Here is a 14,230-nt window from a genome sequence, read left to right as displayed (position 1 = left end):
CTCAGTGTACGGTGGCGCTCTGCGCTGCCGACAGGCGCTCGCAGCACAGCTCGTCCATCATCTTTTGCCCGAGCGCGGTCAGGCGCGGCGCGGCCACCAGAACATCCGGCTGCACCATGTCGCTCAACATCGTGCATGCCATGTCCATGCCATCCTCTGCGCCGTACTGACGCACAAAGAGCCCTTCCAGACGCAGGGCAATCGTCATCTGCAGTTCGTCCAGCGTGTAACCCAGGCTCACCCGGTAAAAGGCGCAGGTATCCAGATAGGCTTGCGCCACGGCGCGACGGAAAACGGCGGTGCGGACTTCAATCGGTAAACAGGATGCAGTGTTCATGCGGCGGTGGCCTCCATGCGGGCAAGGATTTGGGATTCACAGGTGTTGACGACGTGGCCGAGCTGGTCGGTCAGCAGGGCAATGACCGAGGCAAACGACGCCTGTTGCGTGGCATCGGGGCGCTGCCCGCCGAGGTCGAGGGTGTCCAGCAGGTCGAGGAACAGCACGCCGGTGGCGTGCGCATGCTGGAGACGCAGAAAATCGGCGTGCGGGATAGGGTAATGGGTATCGCGGTAGTAGCGGTCGGCCAGGGTGTTCATGCTGCTGCCTTAACCGGCAGACGACCGGCAAAGGACAACACATAATCACGGGCCAGCAGGCGGCGAGCGTTGTGCTCAGAATCCGCCACGGTACGTACGATGCGCGGTGACGCCGTCAGCGCAGAGCGGCGTACGGCCGCAAACAGGAAGCAGAATGTCGGGAGAGTCGGGGTGAGGGTCGTAGCCATGGTGGCAGCCTCCAATAAGTATTGGTTATTGCTACCACCGAAGTTCCTACACTTATGGGTGGTAGCCCAGACGGGGGTAGGAATACCGGCCTTATTGGAAACCGGCCAGCCCGAAGGCTGCCCCGCCTGAGCCACCATTGATTGACTGCTGCGATAGCATAACATCCACCGCGCAAAAAATGAGCGCACTAAGGCCACGACATAAAAAAACACGCCTGGCGCGTGTTGTGTCGCCAATAAGTAACACGGGTTCCTACGCCCGGCTGCCGATTTTGCGGCAGCGGGAGGACTATAGCGCAAGGCCGGACGTGGGAGCAAGCCGTAAGACGCCCCCGGACGTTCAATCGATCGCATTGTGATCAACCACATTACCAACGCAGAACTGACGCTGTTCGGCTTGCCGGTTCGTCAGACGAATAACATTGTGTTTTTCGCTGCGGTGCTCCGGCAAGACGATGCCAGGCTCTTTACGCTGTAACAGGATAGCTTCCGCGATAAACATTGCGTCATTGTCGCTCAGGGTAAAACTGTGCCGACCGAGGATTAACTGCATCACTTGGCGCTCCCCTGATGACGGTTGGCAATACGTTCGTCCATCCATAGTTCGACCTCAGAGGCCAGCCAGGCAACATTTTTACCGCCGAGGGAGACCTGAGCCGGGAACTGTCGGCGACTCATCATCTCGTACACGGTGGAGCGGGACAGACCGGTGGTGTAAAGCACTTCGGGCAGGCGGATAAAGCGCTCGCGCGGGGTGTAGCCGTTCTGAAGCACCGGCGACGGGGTGGATGGGGTGGGAGTGGAAACGGTCAACATAAAACGCTACCTCTTTGTGTCCGGCCAACGCTGGCCGGGACTGTGTGAACTTCGGTAGCACCCTATTATGTGAATATTTACCAGGGTGGCAACAAGGCGTTGTTGTGTGGTGGGAGAGCTTTTTAGTTTGTTTTTCAATCAAATGGGCATATAGGTTAATATTGACCTTTATTGGCAAACCTTGGCAAACTCAAAGAAATGAACGAGCCATGAATAGCCGTTTATTAATAGGCAGAAACAGGCGTACAGGCACAACCCCAGGCTAGCCAGAGAAAAGGCCCTTTTTAGCCGAGTGAGCAGTAGTGAACACCGGGTGATGAGTTAAAAATTCACTAACCACCATTTTTTCTATTGATTTAGCTATCTTTTTTACTTTTATGAATAGTAGTGAAGAGTTTAGAGAAGAACTAAAATCGCAAAAGTGATTTTGCAGTCAATATCTGAGGCGGCTGCACAACGAAAACGCTGGCGGGAAAAATACAATAGGCTCACACCGGAGGCACAAAAGCTTCATTACGGACCTCGTCCTGATTGGATAATCAGGTCCACTTCCATCACGCTACCTCCTCCCTATCCTTCCCCCGAAAACAGCCTTTTTCCTGGCTAGCGGGTGCCAAATAACGCGTGCATGGATAAGGTGCATGATTTTGCATGTAAGAAAATGCATTTTTTACCCCCTGCCGCACCAGCAGCGACGCGGCCTGCGGCCCCTCATGCACCTGCATGAAAATCGACACATAAAGCGGGCAGGCGAGGCGGGGGTAGCATTGCGCGCCAAGGGGTTTTAACGATTTATTGGCAGCATTTTCTAGCGAGCAAGGCCCGAGATAAAATCGGCGTACCATTGCAGCATCTCACGGCGTTTCTCAAGGTACTGCGCATGGTTGTAGGTACCGCGAATACCGTTCTTGTCCACGTGGGCAAGCTGCATCTCTATCCATGCAGACTCAAACCCCCGTTCATGCAGGATAGTAGACATCGTATGTCTAAAACCATGTCCAGTGGCTCTCCCTTTATATCCCAGCAGCTCAATCACCTGATTCACGCTTTCTTTACTTATAGGCTTTCTACGGTTGTTTCGTCCAATGAAAATGTAAGGATAGTGACCGGTGATCGGTTGAAGCTGTTTAAACAGCTCAATCACCTGAGTAGAGAGCGGCACTATATGGGGGCGGCGCATTTTCATGCGTGCTGCGGGGATCTCCCAGATGGCACGCTCAAGATCGATCTCTTCCCACGTGGCAAAGCGCATTTCTTGCGTGCGCACGCCGGTCAGCATAACGATCTTCGCTGCATTCTTAGTGATGATGCTGCCGGTATATCCTTCCAAATCCTTAACAAAGTAAGGTAGTTCCTCGGCCGAAAGGAATGGATGGTGCTTTTGTTTGGGAACGGCTAGCGCGCTGGCGAGATCTGGGGCTGGGTTATACTCCGCCCTGCCAGTAATAATTGCGTAGCGGAAGACCTCTCCGCAGCGCTGGCGTACCTTACGGGTCTTCTCCAATGCCCCACGCTTCTCAATGCGCCGTAGCACTTCCAGCAACTCTAACGGCTTAATCTCGGCAATGGGGCGTTGACCAACATACGGAAACACATCCTGCTCAAAGGTGCGCATGATTTCTTCCCTGTAGGCTAGAGTCCACCGGTCAGCCTTGTTCGTGTGCCATTCACGGCTAATCGCTTCAAAAGAGTTCTCGACAGAAAGCTTCTGAGCGAGCTTTTGCGCCTTTTTCTCGGCTACAGGGTCAATGCCATTAGCAACCTGCTTGCGAGCCTCTCCGCGCTTTTCTCGCGCCTCAGCCAGCGTTATCAATGGGTAGGTACCAAAGGACATCAGCTTGGCTTTTCCGGCATAGCGATATCGAAAACGCCAACCTTTACTCCCATCCGTATTGATAAGAAGGGACAGGCCTTGGCCGTCGTTGAGGGTGTAGGGTTTTTCCTGCGGTTTGGAACGTCGAATTTGTATGTCAGTTAGAAGCATGTGTATAAGTGGATTCTGTGTATAAAAATGTTATACGCACCATTATACACATTTATCTCGGATTCAGACGGTTATACACGGACTCCAGCGGACAAAGAAACCATATAATCAATTGATTTTATGCATTTTAATGGACTTTTCAGGAGCTACTCGGACAAGCTTTGGCGGAAGATCACAGGAGTCGAACCTGCCCAGGACCGCTGGCGGCCCCAACCGGATTTGAAGTCCGGCCGCCCCACCGGGGACGAGGATCTTCCTTGGAGAAGAGAAGAAGCAAGGCGCTGATTATAGCGCAGTTTGTTCGCTGCGCTAAGCGGGAAATGGCGGCCGCCGGCGATTCGGCGGCCGGGGGGAGCTACTTCAGGAAATCCTTCACGTCCAACAGGATGAACTCGTTGTCATCCGCCATATTGGGCTGGCGGCTGGAGGAAAACGGGAAGTTGTTGTCGTTGCCGACGATGATGTGGTTGGCGTCCACCACGTCCACGTTCTCGATAGTGAAGAACGGGAAGGTCAGCACGCCGTCGTTCAGCGGCTTGCGCGCCAGCTTGTTCGGATCCTGAATGTTCATCAGGTCGATATAACCCAGTTTCTCGACCGGTTTGCCGACGTTGGCGTCCGAGAAGGCGATTTTATACACCCGCTTGAACTTGGCCACCTGGCTGAAGCAGTTGTCGGTTGGCGCGCCGGCGGCGCAGGCTTTATCCGGCGTGCCTTCGCCGTTGTCGCGCTCAATCACCAGCCCGTGGGTGGCGTCGATCATGTTGAAATCGCCGATGGCGTTCTGGTTGTCTTCCTGCACGTACTGCCAGCTGCGGCCGGTCCAGGCCTGCTGTTTGACGTCGAACTCCAACACCCGCAGGTAGCGTTTGCCGCCGACGTTCTCGAACTGTTCGCCATCCCACAGCGCCCCTTCCAGCAGCGGGTACAGCTTGCTGCCGTCCGGCGAGGCGGCCATGCCTTCAAAGCCTTTGGAACGCGCCACCTGGAAGTTTTGCTTGCCGTCCGGCGCGCCCGGCAGGGTCAGCGTCGGGTTGTCCGGCGATTTCACCACCTTGCCGTCCACCTGGGTGTCGAACACCGCCAGCACCTTGCCGTTCAGGTCGGCCTTGATCAGGTAAGGCCCGAACTCTTCACCGATCCACAAGGCATCATCGGCAAACTGGAAGCTTTCCGGATCGAAATCGCTGCCGGTCAGATAGCGCTGCTCAGTGCTCTCGTTGATGATGTGGAACGGCACCTTTTTATCCGGATCGTGCAGGAACACCGTCTTCAGCGGCGCGACCGTGCCGTCTTTGAAATCGATTTTGTAGTGGTTGAGGTACAGCATGGCGTCCGGGGAGTTGGCCTTGCTGCCGAAACCGTTGTCGGTCAGCACCCAGTAGGTGCCGTCGGGCATATGTTTGATGCCGGAGTGGCCCTGCAGCGGTTGGCCGTTGATCGGCAGGCCGATGCCGGTCAGGCGATCGGCGGATTTGCCCGCCACGCTGCCCAGCTCGGTGACGCGTTTGCCGCTGGTGTATTTGCCGCTCTGCTGCAAATCGCTCGGCGCATCCTTCGGTGTGGAAACGGCGGATTTCACCGGCAGCAGCGCATGCCCCGCCAGCGTCGCCTGCACCGGCTGCGCCTCGGCCCACAGGTTGGCGCTCAGCGCCATGCAGCCGACCAGCAGCGCCAGCCGGGTTTTGGTGTTGTGCATGTCATTGTTCCTTTTCGTTGTTATCGCCCAGAAGTAAAAGCAACGTCACTATAGGGAGCGGCAATGACAGAAATATTATTCGGCGAACGCCCGCCGATAGCTGTGCGGGTGGAAGCGCCAGGTGATGGCGATCAGCACCACCACCAGCAGCGCGTGGATCTGCCAGTCCAGCACGAAGCCGCCGCTGTAATCGCGCAGTAGGCCGGAAAGGTAAGGCGTGACGCCCGCCAGCAGGAAGCCGACGCCCTGCATGAAGGCCACCAGCCGCCCTGCCGCCGCCGGCTGGTGCAGGTGATCGAGCGCCAGCACCAGGCAAAGCGGGAACGCGCCGCCCAGCCCCAGCCCGGAAAGCAACACCCACAGCCACGGCAACGTCTGCGGCAGATAAATCAGGCCGATAAAGCCGATCAGCTGCATCATCAGCGCCAGCAACAGCAGCGGCCGCCGGTCATGATTGCGCGCCAGCGCCGGCAGCAGCAACGCGCCCAATACCTGGCCGAACGTCATCAGCGCCAGCAGCGAACCGCTGGCCTGCGGCTGCCAGCCAAGCTGCATGTAATACGGCGGCAGCCAGGCGATCAGGCTGGTATAGCCGCCGTTGATCAGGCCGAAATAGGCGCCGAGCAGCCAAGCGCGCCGGTTGCGCAGCAGGCTTGGGCCGCGGTGTTCTCCCGCCGCGCCCAGGCGAGACAGCCCCCGACTGACCGGCCACCAGGCCACTAGCGCCACCAGGGCCGGCAACGCCCACCAGGCCAGCGCGCTGTGCCAGTCGTGCCCCGCGCTCATCAGCCACGGGGTGATCGCCGCCCCCAGCCCGCCGCCGCCCATCAGCGCCGCCGACCACAGCCCGGCCACCAGCGCCATGCTTTTAAGGAAGTGATGCTTGATGATGCCGGGCATCACCGCCTGGATCACCCCGATGCCGAGCCCGCCCAGCACCGCGCTCATCAGCAGTTGCACGCTGCCGGGGGCCAGTTCGCGCCAAAGCGCGCCCAGCCCGATCGCCAGCAGGCTCAACGTCACGGCGCTGCGTTCGCTGAACAGCCGATTGATGGCGCCGCCCGCCAGCGCCATCAGCCCCATCATCAGCACCGGCAGCGTGGTCAGCAGCGCCGCGCCGCCAAAGCTCAGCCCGGTGGCCTGACGCAGCGTCGGCAGCAACGGGCCGATCGAGGTCAACAGCGGCCGCATGTTCAGGCCGATCAACACCAGCGCCAGCAACAGAGGGTTGAGCCAGCGGCGCGGGGAAGGTGAATTAACAGAATGATTTAACACGGCATATTCCTGGTACTGCGAAATGAAGAGTGCGGCGTCACAGCGCGATCGCCGCAGCGTTGCGTTACTGTAGGCAACGCCGCTAGTATTGGGAAATTAAATAATAAAATAGCCAACAGTGGGAAAATGAATCGCTACCCGATGTTCAATCCGCAGCTGCTGCTCAGCTTCGTCGCCGTGTGCGACAGCAACAGCTTCACCCGCGCCGCAGAACGGGTGTTTTTGTCGCAGTCCACCGTCAGCCAGCAGGTGCGCCGGCTGGAAGAGATGCTGGGCAAGCCGCTGTTTGAGCGTTCCTCGCACCAGGTGCTGCTGACCGAAGAAGGCGTCAAGCTGTTGAGCTACGCGCGCCGCATTATCGCGCTGAATGAAGAAGCCCATGACGCGCTGACCGGCATCTGGCGCGACGGCGTGCTGCGGATCGGCATGCCGGAGGATTTCGCCGTGCCCACCACCGAACTGCTGGCCGACTTCAGCCGCGAGCACCCGCACCTGCGGCTGGACGTCGCCAGCGGCCTGAGCGCCGATCTGCACAGCGCCTACGCGCGTGAAGAGCTGGATCTGATCCTGGTGAAACAGCGCCGCCGGCAACCGCCGCGCGCCGCGCGGCCGGAACCGCTGCTGTGGCTGGACAGCCTGGCCTTCCCGGCCATCGAGCAATCGCCGGTGCCGCTGGCGGTATTTCCACTGAACGGCCTGTACCGCGACGAGCTGTGCCAGGCGCTCGACAACCTCGGCAAACGCTGGCGCATCGGCTACAGCAGCGCCAGCCTGGCGGCGCTGACCGCCGCTTCGGCCGCCGGGCTGGGCGTCACCCTGCTGCCGGCCGGCTGCCGTTTGCCGACGCACCGGGTGCTGGGCGGAGCCGAAGGATTGCCGCCGATAGACAGCTTCGAACTGGCGCTCTACTACCGCGACGGCGCCCCTGCCGCCACGCTGGCGCTGGCCCAGCGGCTAACGGTGTTTTGCGGGCTGAAGTAAGGCAGCTTACGCCACTATCTGCGGATGTTCGTGCTGCAGCCAGTCGATAATCCGTACCCACAGCGCTTCTGTCTGCTCAAGGCAAGCCTGTACCGCCGCGTCCGTCACCAAGTCGCCGGAATAATCCGCCACGTTGCGCTGTTTTCGCAATGCATCCAGGCAGATCATTGCCTCTCGCGGCAGCCCTACGGTGAGCGGCAACGATGGGATCATGATCTGGTGATGGCCGGGTTTGCTGGTCAGCGTGCGGTATCCTTTGGCTTGCAAAGCGGCATTCGCCATTTGCATGACCGCTTTATATGCCGTGTCGAAACGGCTCTCATTGCTGAGCTGAGTGATACCCGCATCGCGTCGATTGCGAGCGGCGGCGGCCAGCAATTTTTTAATCGCCCCCGCGTCAGGCGTTATCACCTCCAGTCCCAGCCCGACCAGATTGTCCAGCGTCATCCTTGTCTCCCGCAATCCAAAGTTGGGGTTTCTGCATAATGTCCTGTATAAACGCGGAGTTCTCGGCCAAAGCCGCTCGCCACTCTTCTGGCGAGTACAGTTTGGGGTTAATTTCCCGACCCAGCGTTGCCTGCAGCGGGTAAACCGCCTGAATCACCTCCGCAAAAGACAGTTTGCCGACAATCAGAACATCGATATCACTGGCCGCCGTCGCTTTGCCACTGGCGACAGAACCAAAAATAAAAGCGCGTTCAATAGCTTCGCCAAACGCTGCCAATGTCTGCCTTAAGCACTCCGCCGGCCCGCAAACCTTGCGGAAAATCGCCGCCAGCTCAGGGAAAATCAGGCAATCGGCGTTGGCCTGATAGCAAATTTGGTTGCCCTGCCGCTGCCTGAGCAAGATGCCGCTCTCCGCCAACCTGCTCAACTCTTTATGTAAAGTGCCGGCCTGAGTTGCGGTGCGCCGCGCAATTTCTCGCACATGAAACGCACGCCCGGCTTCAATAAACAGCAGGCTTAGCACTTTTCTACGGTATTCGCTGAACAGCAACTCGAGCATCGGATCGTGCATAACGCTAACCTCATGTAGCTTTAATGGCTACAAATGTAGCCATTAAAGCTACGAAAGAGCAAGCCAGGAAAATCCTTGCCCCGGCGCACGCCGGTCATTACCAAATCGAATAGTCACCAGTGGCAAATGTCGCTGCCAACCGGCCGGTTCCTCTCCTAAATTGGAGGATGTTTTCACCCCTCACCTCTGGATTAAGGAACCGAACGTGGAAAACCCTCAGCAACCGGGCCGCAGAGCCTTCCTCAGCCAAACCGGCAAACTCACCACCGCCTGCGCGGTGATCGGCCTGACAGGCGGCATGGCGCAGGCCGCTTCGCCTGGCGGCGAGCCGTGTGCGCCAACGCCGATGACCCTGACCGATCGCCACTACTGCCTGAGTGAGGTGCGGCTGGAAGACGGCTTTGAATACGACGGCGAAACGGTGATCGGCACCCGCACCGCGCTGTACACCCTGGAGATCAAAGACGGCAAGATCGCCGCCATTCACGCCGCCAACGCCGCGTTGCCCGCCGGCGTGCCCCGCTATAAGGCGCAGGGCCAGCTGCTGCTGCCGGCGTTCCGCGATATGCACATCCACCTGGACAAAACCTTCTACAGCGGCCCGTGGCAGGCGCCGCGCCCGCGCCAGGGCAAAACTATCATGGACATGATCGCGCTGGAGCAGACGCTGATCCCGAAACTGCTGCCCACCTCGCAGCAGCGGGCGGAAAACCTGATTGCCCTGCTGCAGTCCAAAGGCAGCACCGTGGCGCGCAGCCACTGCAATATCGATCCGGTCAGCGGCCTGAAAAGCCTGGAGCACCTGCAGCGCGCGCTGGAAAACCACCGGGCGGACTTCAGCTGTGAAATCGTCGCCTTCCCGCAGCACGGCCTGTTGCACTCCAGGGTCGACGCGCTGATGCGCGAAGCGATGCAGATGGGCGTAGAGTACGTCGGCGGGCTGGATCCGACCAACGTCGACGGCGCGATGGAGAAATCGCTCGACGCCATGTTCCAGATCGCCCTTGATACCGGCAAAGGCGTGGATATCCACCTGCATGAAACCAGCCCGGCCGGGGTCGCCGCCATCAACTACATGATCGCCACCGTGGAGAAAAACCCGGCGCTGCGCGGCAAGGTCACCATCAGCCACGCTTTCGCCCTGACCACGCTGACGCCGGGCGAACTGGCGGAAACCGCCACCCGGCTGGCGGCGCAGCAGATCACCATCGCCTCCACGGTGCCGATCGGCGGCCTGATGATGCCGCTGCCGCAGCTCAGCGAGAAAGGGGTGTTCGTGATGACCGGCACCGACAGCGTAATCGATCACTGGTCGCCGTTCGGCACCGGCGACATCCTGGAGAAGGCCAACCTGTACGCCCAGCTGTACCGCGGCTCCGACGAGTATCACCTGTCGCGCGCCATGGCCATCTCCACCGGCGGCGTGCTGCCGCTGGACGATAAGGGGCAGCGCGCCTGGCCGAAAGCCGGCGACGCCGCCGAGTTCGTGCTGGTCAACGCCAGCTGTTCCGCCGAGGCGGTCGCCCGTCTGCCGGCGCGCAGCGCCACCTTCCATCGGGGGCGCCTGGTGGCCGGTCAGGTGAGCAAAGCCTAAGGTCGGTCCGCTGTTGTCATCATGATGGCCGTTTTTGGCCTTCTGTCCGAGTAAGGTGCGGCGCAAGATGGTCGCTACACACACTGGCGGAGGGCCGAAAATGTCACAGAGCGCGTTATTGATCATCGATGTCCAGCAATCATTCCAGCACCGTCCATTCTGGCAGGAGGACGATCTGCCGGCGTTTCAACAGACTCTGACCCGCCTGATCGCGGGCTGCCGACAACGCGGCGCGGCGCTGGTCGACGTGCTGCACGTCTCGCCGCAGGGGCCGTTCTCACTGGCTTCAGGCCACGTGCAGCGCCTGCCGTTCCTCACCCACCAGGCGGATGTCACCGTGCATAAGCATGTGCACAATGCGCTGACCGAATCCGGCCTCGACGCCTGGCTGCGCGAGCGGGACATCACCCACCTGATCGTCTCCGGCATCCGTACCGAACAGTGCTGCGAAACCACCACCCGGGTGGCGTCCGATCTCGGTTATCGGGTGACTTTCGTCACCGAGGCGACGCTGACCTTCCCGATGCGCCATCCCGACGGCGAAGTCTTTACCCCCGCGCAGTTGAAGCGGCATACTGAAACCGTACTGGTCGATCGTTTCGCCCGCATCGCCAGCGTGGATGAGGCGCTGGCGCAACTCGCACAGGAGTAATCATGTCGCAGGCCGTCTATTTTCTGCTGTTGCCCAACGTGCTGTCGCTGGACGTCAGCGGCCCGGCGGAAACCCTGCGCCTCGCCGGGCAGTTCAGCCTGCGTTATCTCAGCCCGGCGCCGCAGATCGTCTGTTCCATCGGCATGACGCTGAGCGGCCTGCAGCCGTTGCCCGAACGCCTGGACGACGGCGCTATCCTGGTGCTGCCGGGGGTCGGCGATTCGCAGCGCTATTTCGCCGGGGAAGAGGCCGAGCAGGCGCGTCGCTGGCTGGCGACGCTGCGGCCCGATCTGCAGCGACAGCGCATCACCCTGGTGTGCATCTGTTCCGGCGCGCTGCTGGCGGCGCAGGCCGGGTTGCTCGACGGCTATCAGTGCACCACCCACCACGACGTTATCGAGCGTATCCGCCGGCAGGCGCCGGCGGCGCAGGTGAAAGAGAACCGCATCTTCGTTGAAGACCGCGGCGTCTACACCAGCGCGGGCATCACCACCGGCATCGATTTGGCGCTGCACCTGGTCCACCGCCACTGCGGCTCCGGCCGGGCGCGCGACGTCGCCCGCGACATGGTGGTCTATTTCCGCCGCGCCGGCGACGATCCGCAGCTGTCGCCCTGGCTGCGTTACCGCAACCACCTGCACCCGGCGGTGCACCGCGCGCAGGACGTGATGGCCGCCGAGCCGGAGGCCGACTGGTCGGTGCCGCAGATAGCGGAGAAGGCGCACGTCAGCAGCCGCCATCTGGCGCGGCTGTTTCGCAGCCACGTCGGCATCAGCGTACGGGAATATCATGAACAGCTGCGGTTGGCGGTGGCGCAACAGCGCCTGCAGCAAGGATATGGCTTGGAGAAGGCCGCGCTGGCGGCCGGTTTTTCCTCCGGGCGGCAGCTGCGCCGCGCCCAGCAGCGCCAGCGCTCGCCGCTATGACACCAGCCGGCGGGTATCCAGCCGCTGCAGGCCGACAGACAGCAGCAGGCTGAGCCCCAGCGCCACGCCGAACACCCAGAAGATATCCAGCAGCGGGTGGCCGGTGAAATCCAGGTGCCGATTGCGCATCACGTTGACGATCAGGGCGTGAAAACCGTAAATCGCCAGCGAATGGCGGGAAAACGCGCTCAGCCAGCCGATCGGCTGCGGCAGACAGTGTTTCACCCACACCAGCAGCGCCACTGCCGCCATAAACACCAGCGGGCCGCTGTAGATGTAGTAGGTATCGGCGAAGTTGCCGTTGATGAACAGCTGATGTTTGGTGCCGCGCGCGATCAGCGCCACGCACAGCGCAAATCCCAACGCCGCCAGCCAGCCCACGGCGCGCCCGCGCGTCTCCATCATGCCAATCGCCCGCCCGGCCAACGCATACAGCAGGTAGTAGAAGGTATCGCCGTAGATATACAGGTTAACCGGCAGCAGATGCGCGTTGCCGAAAGTCAGCTTGTCGGTATTCGGGTTGGCGATCGCCGCCAACACCACCAGCGCGGCGGCCAGGTAGCGGCGCGACACCGGTTTGACGCTGATCAGCGGCGACAGCAGGTAAATCACTGCAATGGCGTAGAAAAACCACAGATGATAGAACACCGGCTTTTGCAAAATGCCGCGCAGCGACGGCCAGAAACCGATCTTGGTGAAGGCCGCGATGTAGATCAGCGCGATGGCGCTGTAGAACAGAATGCAGCAGGCGATGCGGGTGAAATGCCGCCGGCCGGCGCTCTTTTCGCCGAAGAACAGGTAGCCGGAAATCATAAAGAACAGCGGCACCGACACGCGCGACAGCGAGTTCAGCACGTTGGCGATATCCCAGTTGTGCAGCCCTATCGCCGCGCCGTTGGTGACGTAATAGGTGGTGGCGTGGATCATCACCACCATCATGCACGCCATCGCCCGCAGGTTGTCTATCCAGCCGATTTTCTCGCTCAAACGCTCGCCCGATCTTGTGTCATATTGATATGTTAAGAAGAGGTTATCGGGCACGGCGTTCGGCGACAACCCAAAAGCGAAATATCAGAATGCACTTAAACAACACCTTATGATTGCGAAGGTGAACAATTGGCGGCAAAATAGCCGCCACAACTCGCTCAGTTTGCGCTTCCCGCCCTGGCAGTTCCTTTTTCTCTTTTACTATCAGTACAATAATATGAAAACGACATTACCACCTGCGGCACGTTTGGGCCGACAGGCGCTTTTATTCCCTCTTTGTCTGGTGCTGTTCGAGTTCGCCACCTATATCGGCAACGATATGATTCAGCCGGGCATGCTGGCCGTCGTGGCGGATTTCAACGCCGGCGAAGAGTGGGTGCCTACCTCGATGACCGCCTATCTGGCCGGCGGCATCTTCCTGCAGTGGCTGCTCGGGCCGCTGTCGGATCGCCGCGGCCGTCGTCCGGTGATGCTGGCCGGGGTGGCGTTCTTTATCGTCTCCTGCCTGGCGATCCTGCTGGTCACCACCATCGAGCAGTTTATCGCCATGCGTTTCCTGCAGGGCATCGGCCTGTGCTTTATCGGCGCGGTCGGCTACGCCACGATCCAGGAGTCGTTCGAGGAGGCGGTGTGCATCAAGATCACCGCCCTGATGGCCAACGTGGCGCTGATCGCCCCGCTGCTGGGGCCGCTGGCCGGCGCGGCGCTGATCCACGTCGCGCCGTGGCAAAGCATGTTCGTGCTGTTTGCGGCGCTGGCGGCCATCGCCTTCTACGGCCTGTGGAAAGCCATGCCGGAAACCGCCACGCTGCAGGGCGAGGCGTTTTCCGCCGCCAACCTATGGCGCGACTACCGCCAGGTGCTGGGCAACCGCCGCTTCCTGTGCGGGGCCCTGGCGATCGGTTTCGCCAGCCTGCCGCTGCTGGCCTGGATCGCCCAGTCGCCGGTGATCCTGATCAGCGGTGAGTCGCTGTCGACGCTGGATTACGGCCTGCTGCAAATCCCGGTGTTCGGCGCGCTGATCCTCGGCAACCTGACGCTGGCGCGCCTGACCGGCAAAAACAGCGTGGAGCGCCTGATCAAGCTGGGCGCGGGCCCGATGCTGCTGGGGCTGCTGATCGCCGCGCTGGCGACCCAGTTCTCCAGCCACGCCTACCTGTGGATGACCGCCGGCCTGAGCCTGTACGCTTTCGGCATCGGCCTCGCCAACGCCGGGCTGTACCGCCTGACGCTGTTCTCCAGCAATGTCAGCAAAGGCACGGTGTCGGCCACTATGGGCATGCTGAGCATGATGGTGTTCACCGTCGGCATCGAGCTGGCCAAGGTCGCCTACGTCTGGGGCGGCAGCGGGCTGTTCAACCTGTTCAACCTCATCAGCGGCCTGTGCTGGCTGACGCTGGTGGCGCTGTTCCTCGGCAAACGCCGCAACGGCGACCCCACGCCGCAGCCGAACGGCGCGGTGTAAACGCGACGATAAAACGCCGGTCCGGTTTCCCGACCGGCGTTTTTTATG

At 60.6% G+C, this 14,230-nt stretch carries 16 protein-coding genes and 1 tRNA gene; 5 read left to right on the top strand and 12 right to left on the bottom strand.

The window, feature by feature from the left end:
• Window position 1 precedes the first annotated feature (1 nt).
• The 9 genes from ACJ8PL_RS20325 to ACJ8PL_RS20285 form a co-directional block, all read right to left on the bottom strand.
• Window positions 2-337: a DUF5375 family protein gene (locus ACJ8PL_RS20325; protein ID WP_289528280.1), complete on the bottom strand. Its 336-nt coding sequence runs from the start codon at window positions 335-337 to the stop codon at window positions 2-4.
• Window positions 334-597 (bottom strand): hypothetical protein, encoded by a 264-nt coding sequence (locus tag ACJ8PL_RS20320; RefSeq protein WP_043146645.1) that lies wholly within the window; start codon window positions 595-597, stop codon window positions 334-336. Before ACJ8PL_RS20320 ends, ACJ8PL_RS20325 begins: the two co-directional genes overlap by 4 nt.
• On the bottom strand, window positions 594-1,139 hold the full coding sequence (locus tag ACJ8PL_RS20315) for a host cell division inhibitor Icd-like protein (protein ID WP_289528277.1): 546 nt from the start codon (window positions 1,137-1,139) through the stop codon (window positions 594-596). Before ACJ8PL_RS20315 ends, ACJ8PL_RS20320 begins: the two co-directional genes overlap by 4 nt.
• Complete coding sequence (locus ACJ8PL_RS20310; protein WP_289528333.1) at window positions 1,126-1,338, bottom strand: hypothetical protein; 213 nt, start codon at window positions 1,336-1,338, stop codon at window positions 1,126-1,128. Before ACJ8PL_RS20310 ends, ACJ8PL_RS20315 begins: the two co-directional genes overlap by 14 nt.
• Entirely contained in the window at window positions 1,338-1,601 is a 264-nt protein-coding gene (locus ACJ8PL_RS20305; RefSeq protein ID WP_289528275.1) for a helix-turn-helix transcriptional regulator, read from the bottom strand. The genes ACJ8PL_RS20310 and ACJ8PL_RS20305 overlap by 1 nt, the downstream gene beginning before the upstream one ends.
• A gap of 808 nt (window positions 1,602-2,409) precedes the next feature.
• Complete coding sequence (locus ACJ8PL_RS20300; protein ID WP_442531344.1) at window positions 2,410-3,585, bottom strand: tyrosine-type recombinase/integrase; 1,176 nt, start codon at window positions 3,583-3,585, stop codon at window positions 2,410-2,412.
• A 162-nt stretch (window positions 3,586-3,747) separates the two neighbouring features.
• A tRNA-Sec gene (locus ACJ8PL_RS20295) sits at window positions 3,748-3,842 on the bottom strand.
• 98 nt (window positions 3,843-3,940) lie between these two features.
• The gene (locus ACJ8PL_RS20290; protein WP_442531343.1) at window positions 3,941-5,284 is read right to left on the bottom strand and encodes an esterase-like activity of phytase family protein; all 1,344 of its coding nucleotides are present in this window, start codon (window positions 5,282-5,284) and stop codon (window positions 3,941-3,943) included.
• A 75-nt stretch (window positions 5,285-5,359) separates the two neighbouring features.
• The gene (locus tag ACJ8PL_RS20285; RefSeq protein WP_028128284.1) at window positions 5,360-6,559 is read right to left on the bottom strand and encodes a cyanate transporter; all 1,200 of its coding nucleotides are present in this window, start codon (window positions 6,557-6,559) and stop codon (window positions 5,360-5,362) included.
• 126 nt (window positions 6,560-6,685) lie between these two features.
• Here ACJ8PL_RS20285 and ACJ8PL_RS20280 point away from each other — a divergent pair, with 126 nt between their 5' ends.
• Window positions 6,686-7,540, top strand: coding sequence for a LysR family transcriptional regulator (locus ACJ8PL_RS20280; RefSeq protein ID WP_033639068.1), 855 nt, complete (start codon window positions 6,686-6,688; stop codon window positions 7,538-7,540).
• 6 nt (window positions 7,541-7,546) lie between these two features.
• On the opposite strand, the gene ACJ8PL_RS20275 is transcribed toward ACJ8PL_RS20280, so the two are convergent.
• Window positions 7,547-7,987: a DNA-binding protein gene (locus ACJ8PL_RS20275; protein ID WP_079452277.1), complete on the bottom strand. Its 441-nt coding sequence runs from the start codon at window positions 7,985-7,987 to the stop codon at window positions 7,547-7,549.
• Window positions 7,938-8,558, bottom strand: a complete 621-nt coding sequence (locus ACJ8PL_RS20270; protein ID WP_016929554.1) for a nucleotidyltransferase domain-containing protein — start codon at window positions 8,556-8,558, stop codon at window positions 7,938-7,940. The genes ACJ8PL_RS20275 and ACJ8PL_RS20270 overlap by 50 nt, the downstream gene beginning before the upstream one ends.
• Before the next feature lie 205 nt (window positions 8,559-8,763).
• Here ACJ8PL_RS20270 and ACJ8PL_RS20265 point away from each other — a divergent pair, with 205 nt between their 5' ends.
• The 3 genes from ACJ8PL_RS20265 (at window position 8,764) to ACJ8PL_RS20255 (ending at window position 11,730) form a co-directional block, all read left to right on the top strand.
• Window positions 8,764-10,152: an amidohydrolase family protein gene (locus ACJ8PL_RS20265; RefSeq protein ID WP_164052290.1), complete on the top strand. Its 1,389-nt coding sequence runs from the start codon at window positions 8,764-8,766 to the stop codon at window positions 10,150-10,152.
• Between the two features lie 100 nt (window positions 10,153-10,252).
• The gene (locus ACJ8PL_RS20260; RefSeq protein WP_442531342.1) at window positions 10,253-10,804 is read left to right on the top strand and encodes an isochorismatase family protein; all 552 of its coding nucleotides are present in this window, start codon (window positions 10,253-10,255) and stop codon (window positions 10,802-10,804) included.
• Window positions 10,805-10,806: 2 nt separating this feature from the next.
• Complete coding sequence (locus ACJ8PL_RS20255; RefSeq protein WP_049299609.1) at window positions 10,807-11,730, top strand: GlxA family transcriptional regulator; 924 nt, start codon at window positions 10,807-10,809, stop codon at window positions 11,728-11,730.
• Here ACJ8PL_RS20255 and ACJ8PL_RS20250 read toward each other — a convergent pair.
• Complete coding sequence (locus ACJ8PL_RS20250) at window positions 11,725-12,717, bottom strand: acyltransferase (RefSeq protein ID WP_049299610.1); 993 nt, start codon at window positions 12,715-12,717, stop codon at window positions 11,725-11,727. The genes ACJ8PL_RS20255 and ACJ8PL_RS20250 overlap by 6 nt on opposite strands.
• 217 nt (window positions 12,718-12,934) lie before the next feature.
• Between ACJ8PL_RS20250 and ACJ8PL_RS20245 the strand changes: the two genes are divergently transcribed.
• The gene (locus ACJ8PL_RS20245; protein ID WP_028127797.1) at window positions 12,935-14,182 is read left to right on the top strand and encodes an MFS transporter; all 1,248 of its coding nucleotides are present in this window, start codon (window positions 12,935-12,937) and stop codon (window positions 14,180-14,182) included.
• Window positions 14,183-14,230 lie beyond the last annotated feature (48 nt).

Source organism: Serratia sp. CY83965 (assembly GCF_052166375.1).
Classification (GTDB): domain Bacteria; phylum Pseudomonadota; class Gammaproteobacteria; order Enterobacterales; family Enterobacteriaceae; genus Serratia; species Serratia marcescens.
This window is presented reverse-complemented; position numbering and strand designations above follow the sequence as displayed.

Coding starts and splice junctions, on each gene's coding strand:
- ACJ8PL_RS20325 (WP_289528280.1), bottom strand. CDS start 337: ATGAACACTGCATCCTGTTTACCGATTGAAGTCCGCACCGCCGTTTTC.
- ACJ8PL_RS20320 (WP_043146645.1), bottom strand. CDS start 597: ATGAACACCCTGGCCGACCGCTACTACCGCGATACCCATTACCCTATC.
- ACJ8PL_RS20315 (WP_289528277.1), bottom strand. CDS start 1,139: ATGCGATCGATTGAACGTCCGGGGGCGTCTTACGGCTTGCTCCCACGT.
- ACJ8PL_RS20310 (WP_289528333.1), bottom strand. CDS start 1,338: ATGCAGTTAATCCTCGGTCGGCACAGTTTTACCCTGAGCGACAATGAC.
- ACJ8PL_RS20305 (WP_289528275.1), bottom strand. CDS start 1,601: ATGTTGACCGTTTCCACTCCCACCCCATCCACCCCGTCGCCGGTGCTT.
- ACJ8PL_RS20300 (WP_442531344.1), bottom strand. CDS start 3,585: ATGCTTCTAACTGACATACAAATTCGACGTTCCAAACCGCAGGAAAAA.
- ACJ8PL_RS20290 (WP_442531343.1), bottom strand. CDS start 5,284: ATGCACAACACCAAAACCCGGCTGGCGCTGCTGGTCGGCTGCATGGCG.
- ACJ8PL_RS20280 (WP_033639068.1), top strand. CDS start 6,686: ATGAATCGCTACCCGATGTTCAATCCGCAGCTGCTGCTCAGCTTCGTC.
- ACJ8PL_RS20275 (WP_079452277.1), bottom strand. CDS start 7,987: ATGACGCTGGACAATCTGGTCGGGCTGGGACTGGAGGTGATAACGCCT.
- ACJ8PL_RS20270 (WP_016929554.1), bottom strand. CDS start 8,558: ATGCACGATCCGATGCTCGAGTTGCTGTTCAGCGAATACCGTAGAAAA.
- ACJ8PL_RS20260 (WP_442531342.1), top strand. CDS start 10,253: ATGTCACAGAGCGCGTTATTGATCATCGATGTCCAGCAATCATTCCAG.
- ACJ8PL_RS20255 (WP_049299609.1), top strand. CDS start 10,807: ATGTCGCAGGCCGTCTATTTTCTGCTGTTGCCCAACGTGCTGTCGCTG.
- ACJ8PL_RS20245 (WP_028127797.1), top strand. CDS start 12,935: ATGAAAACGACATTACCACCTGCGGCACGTTTGGGCCGACAGGCGCTT.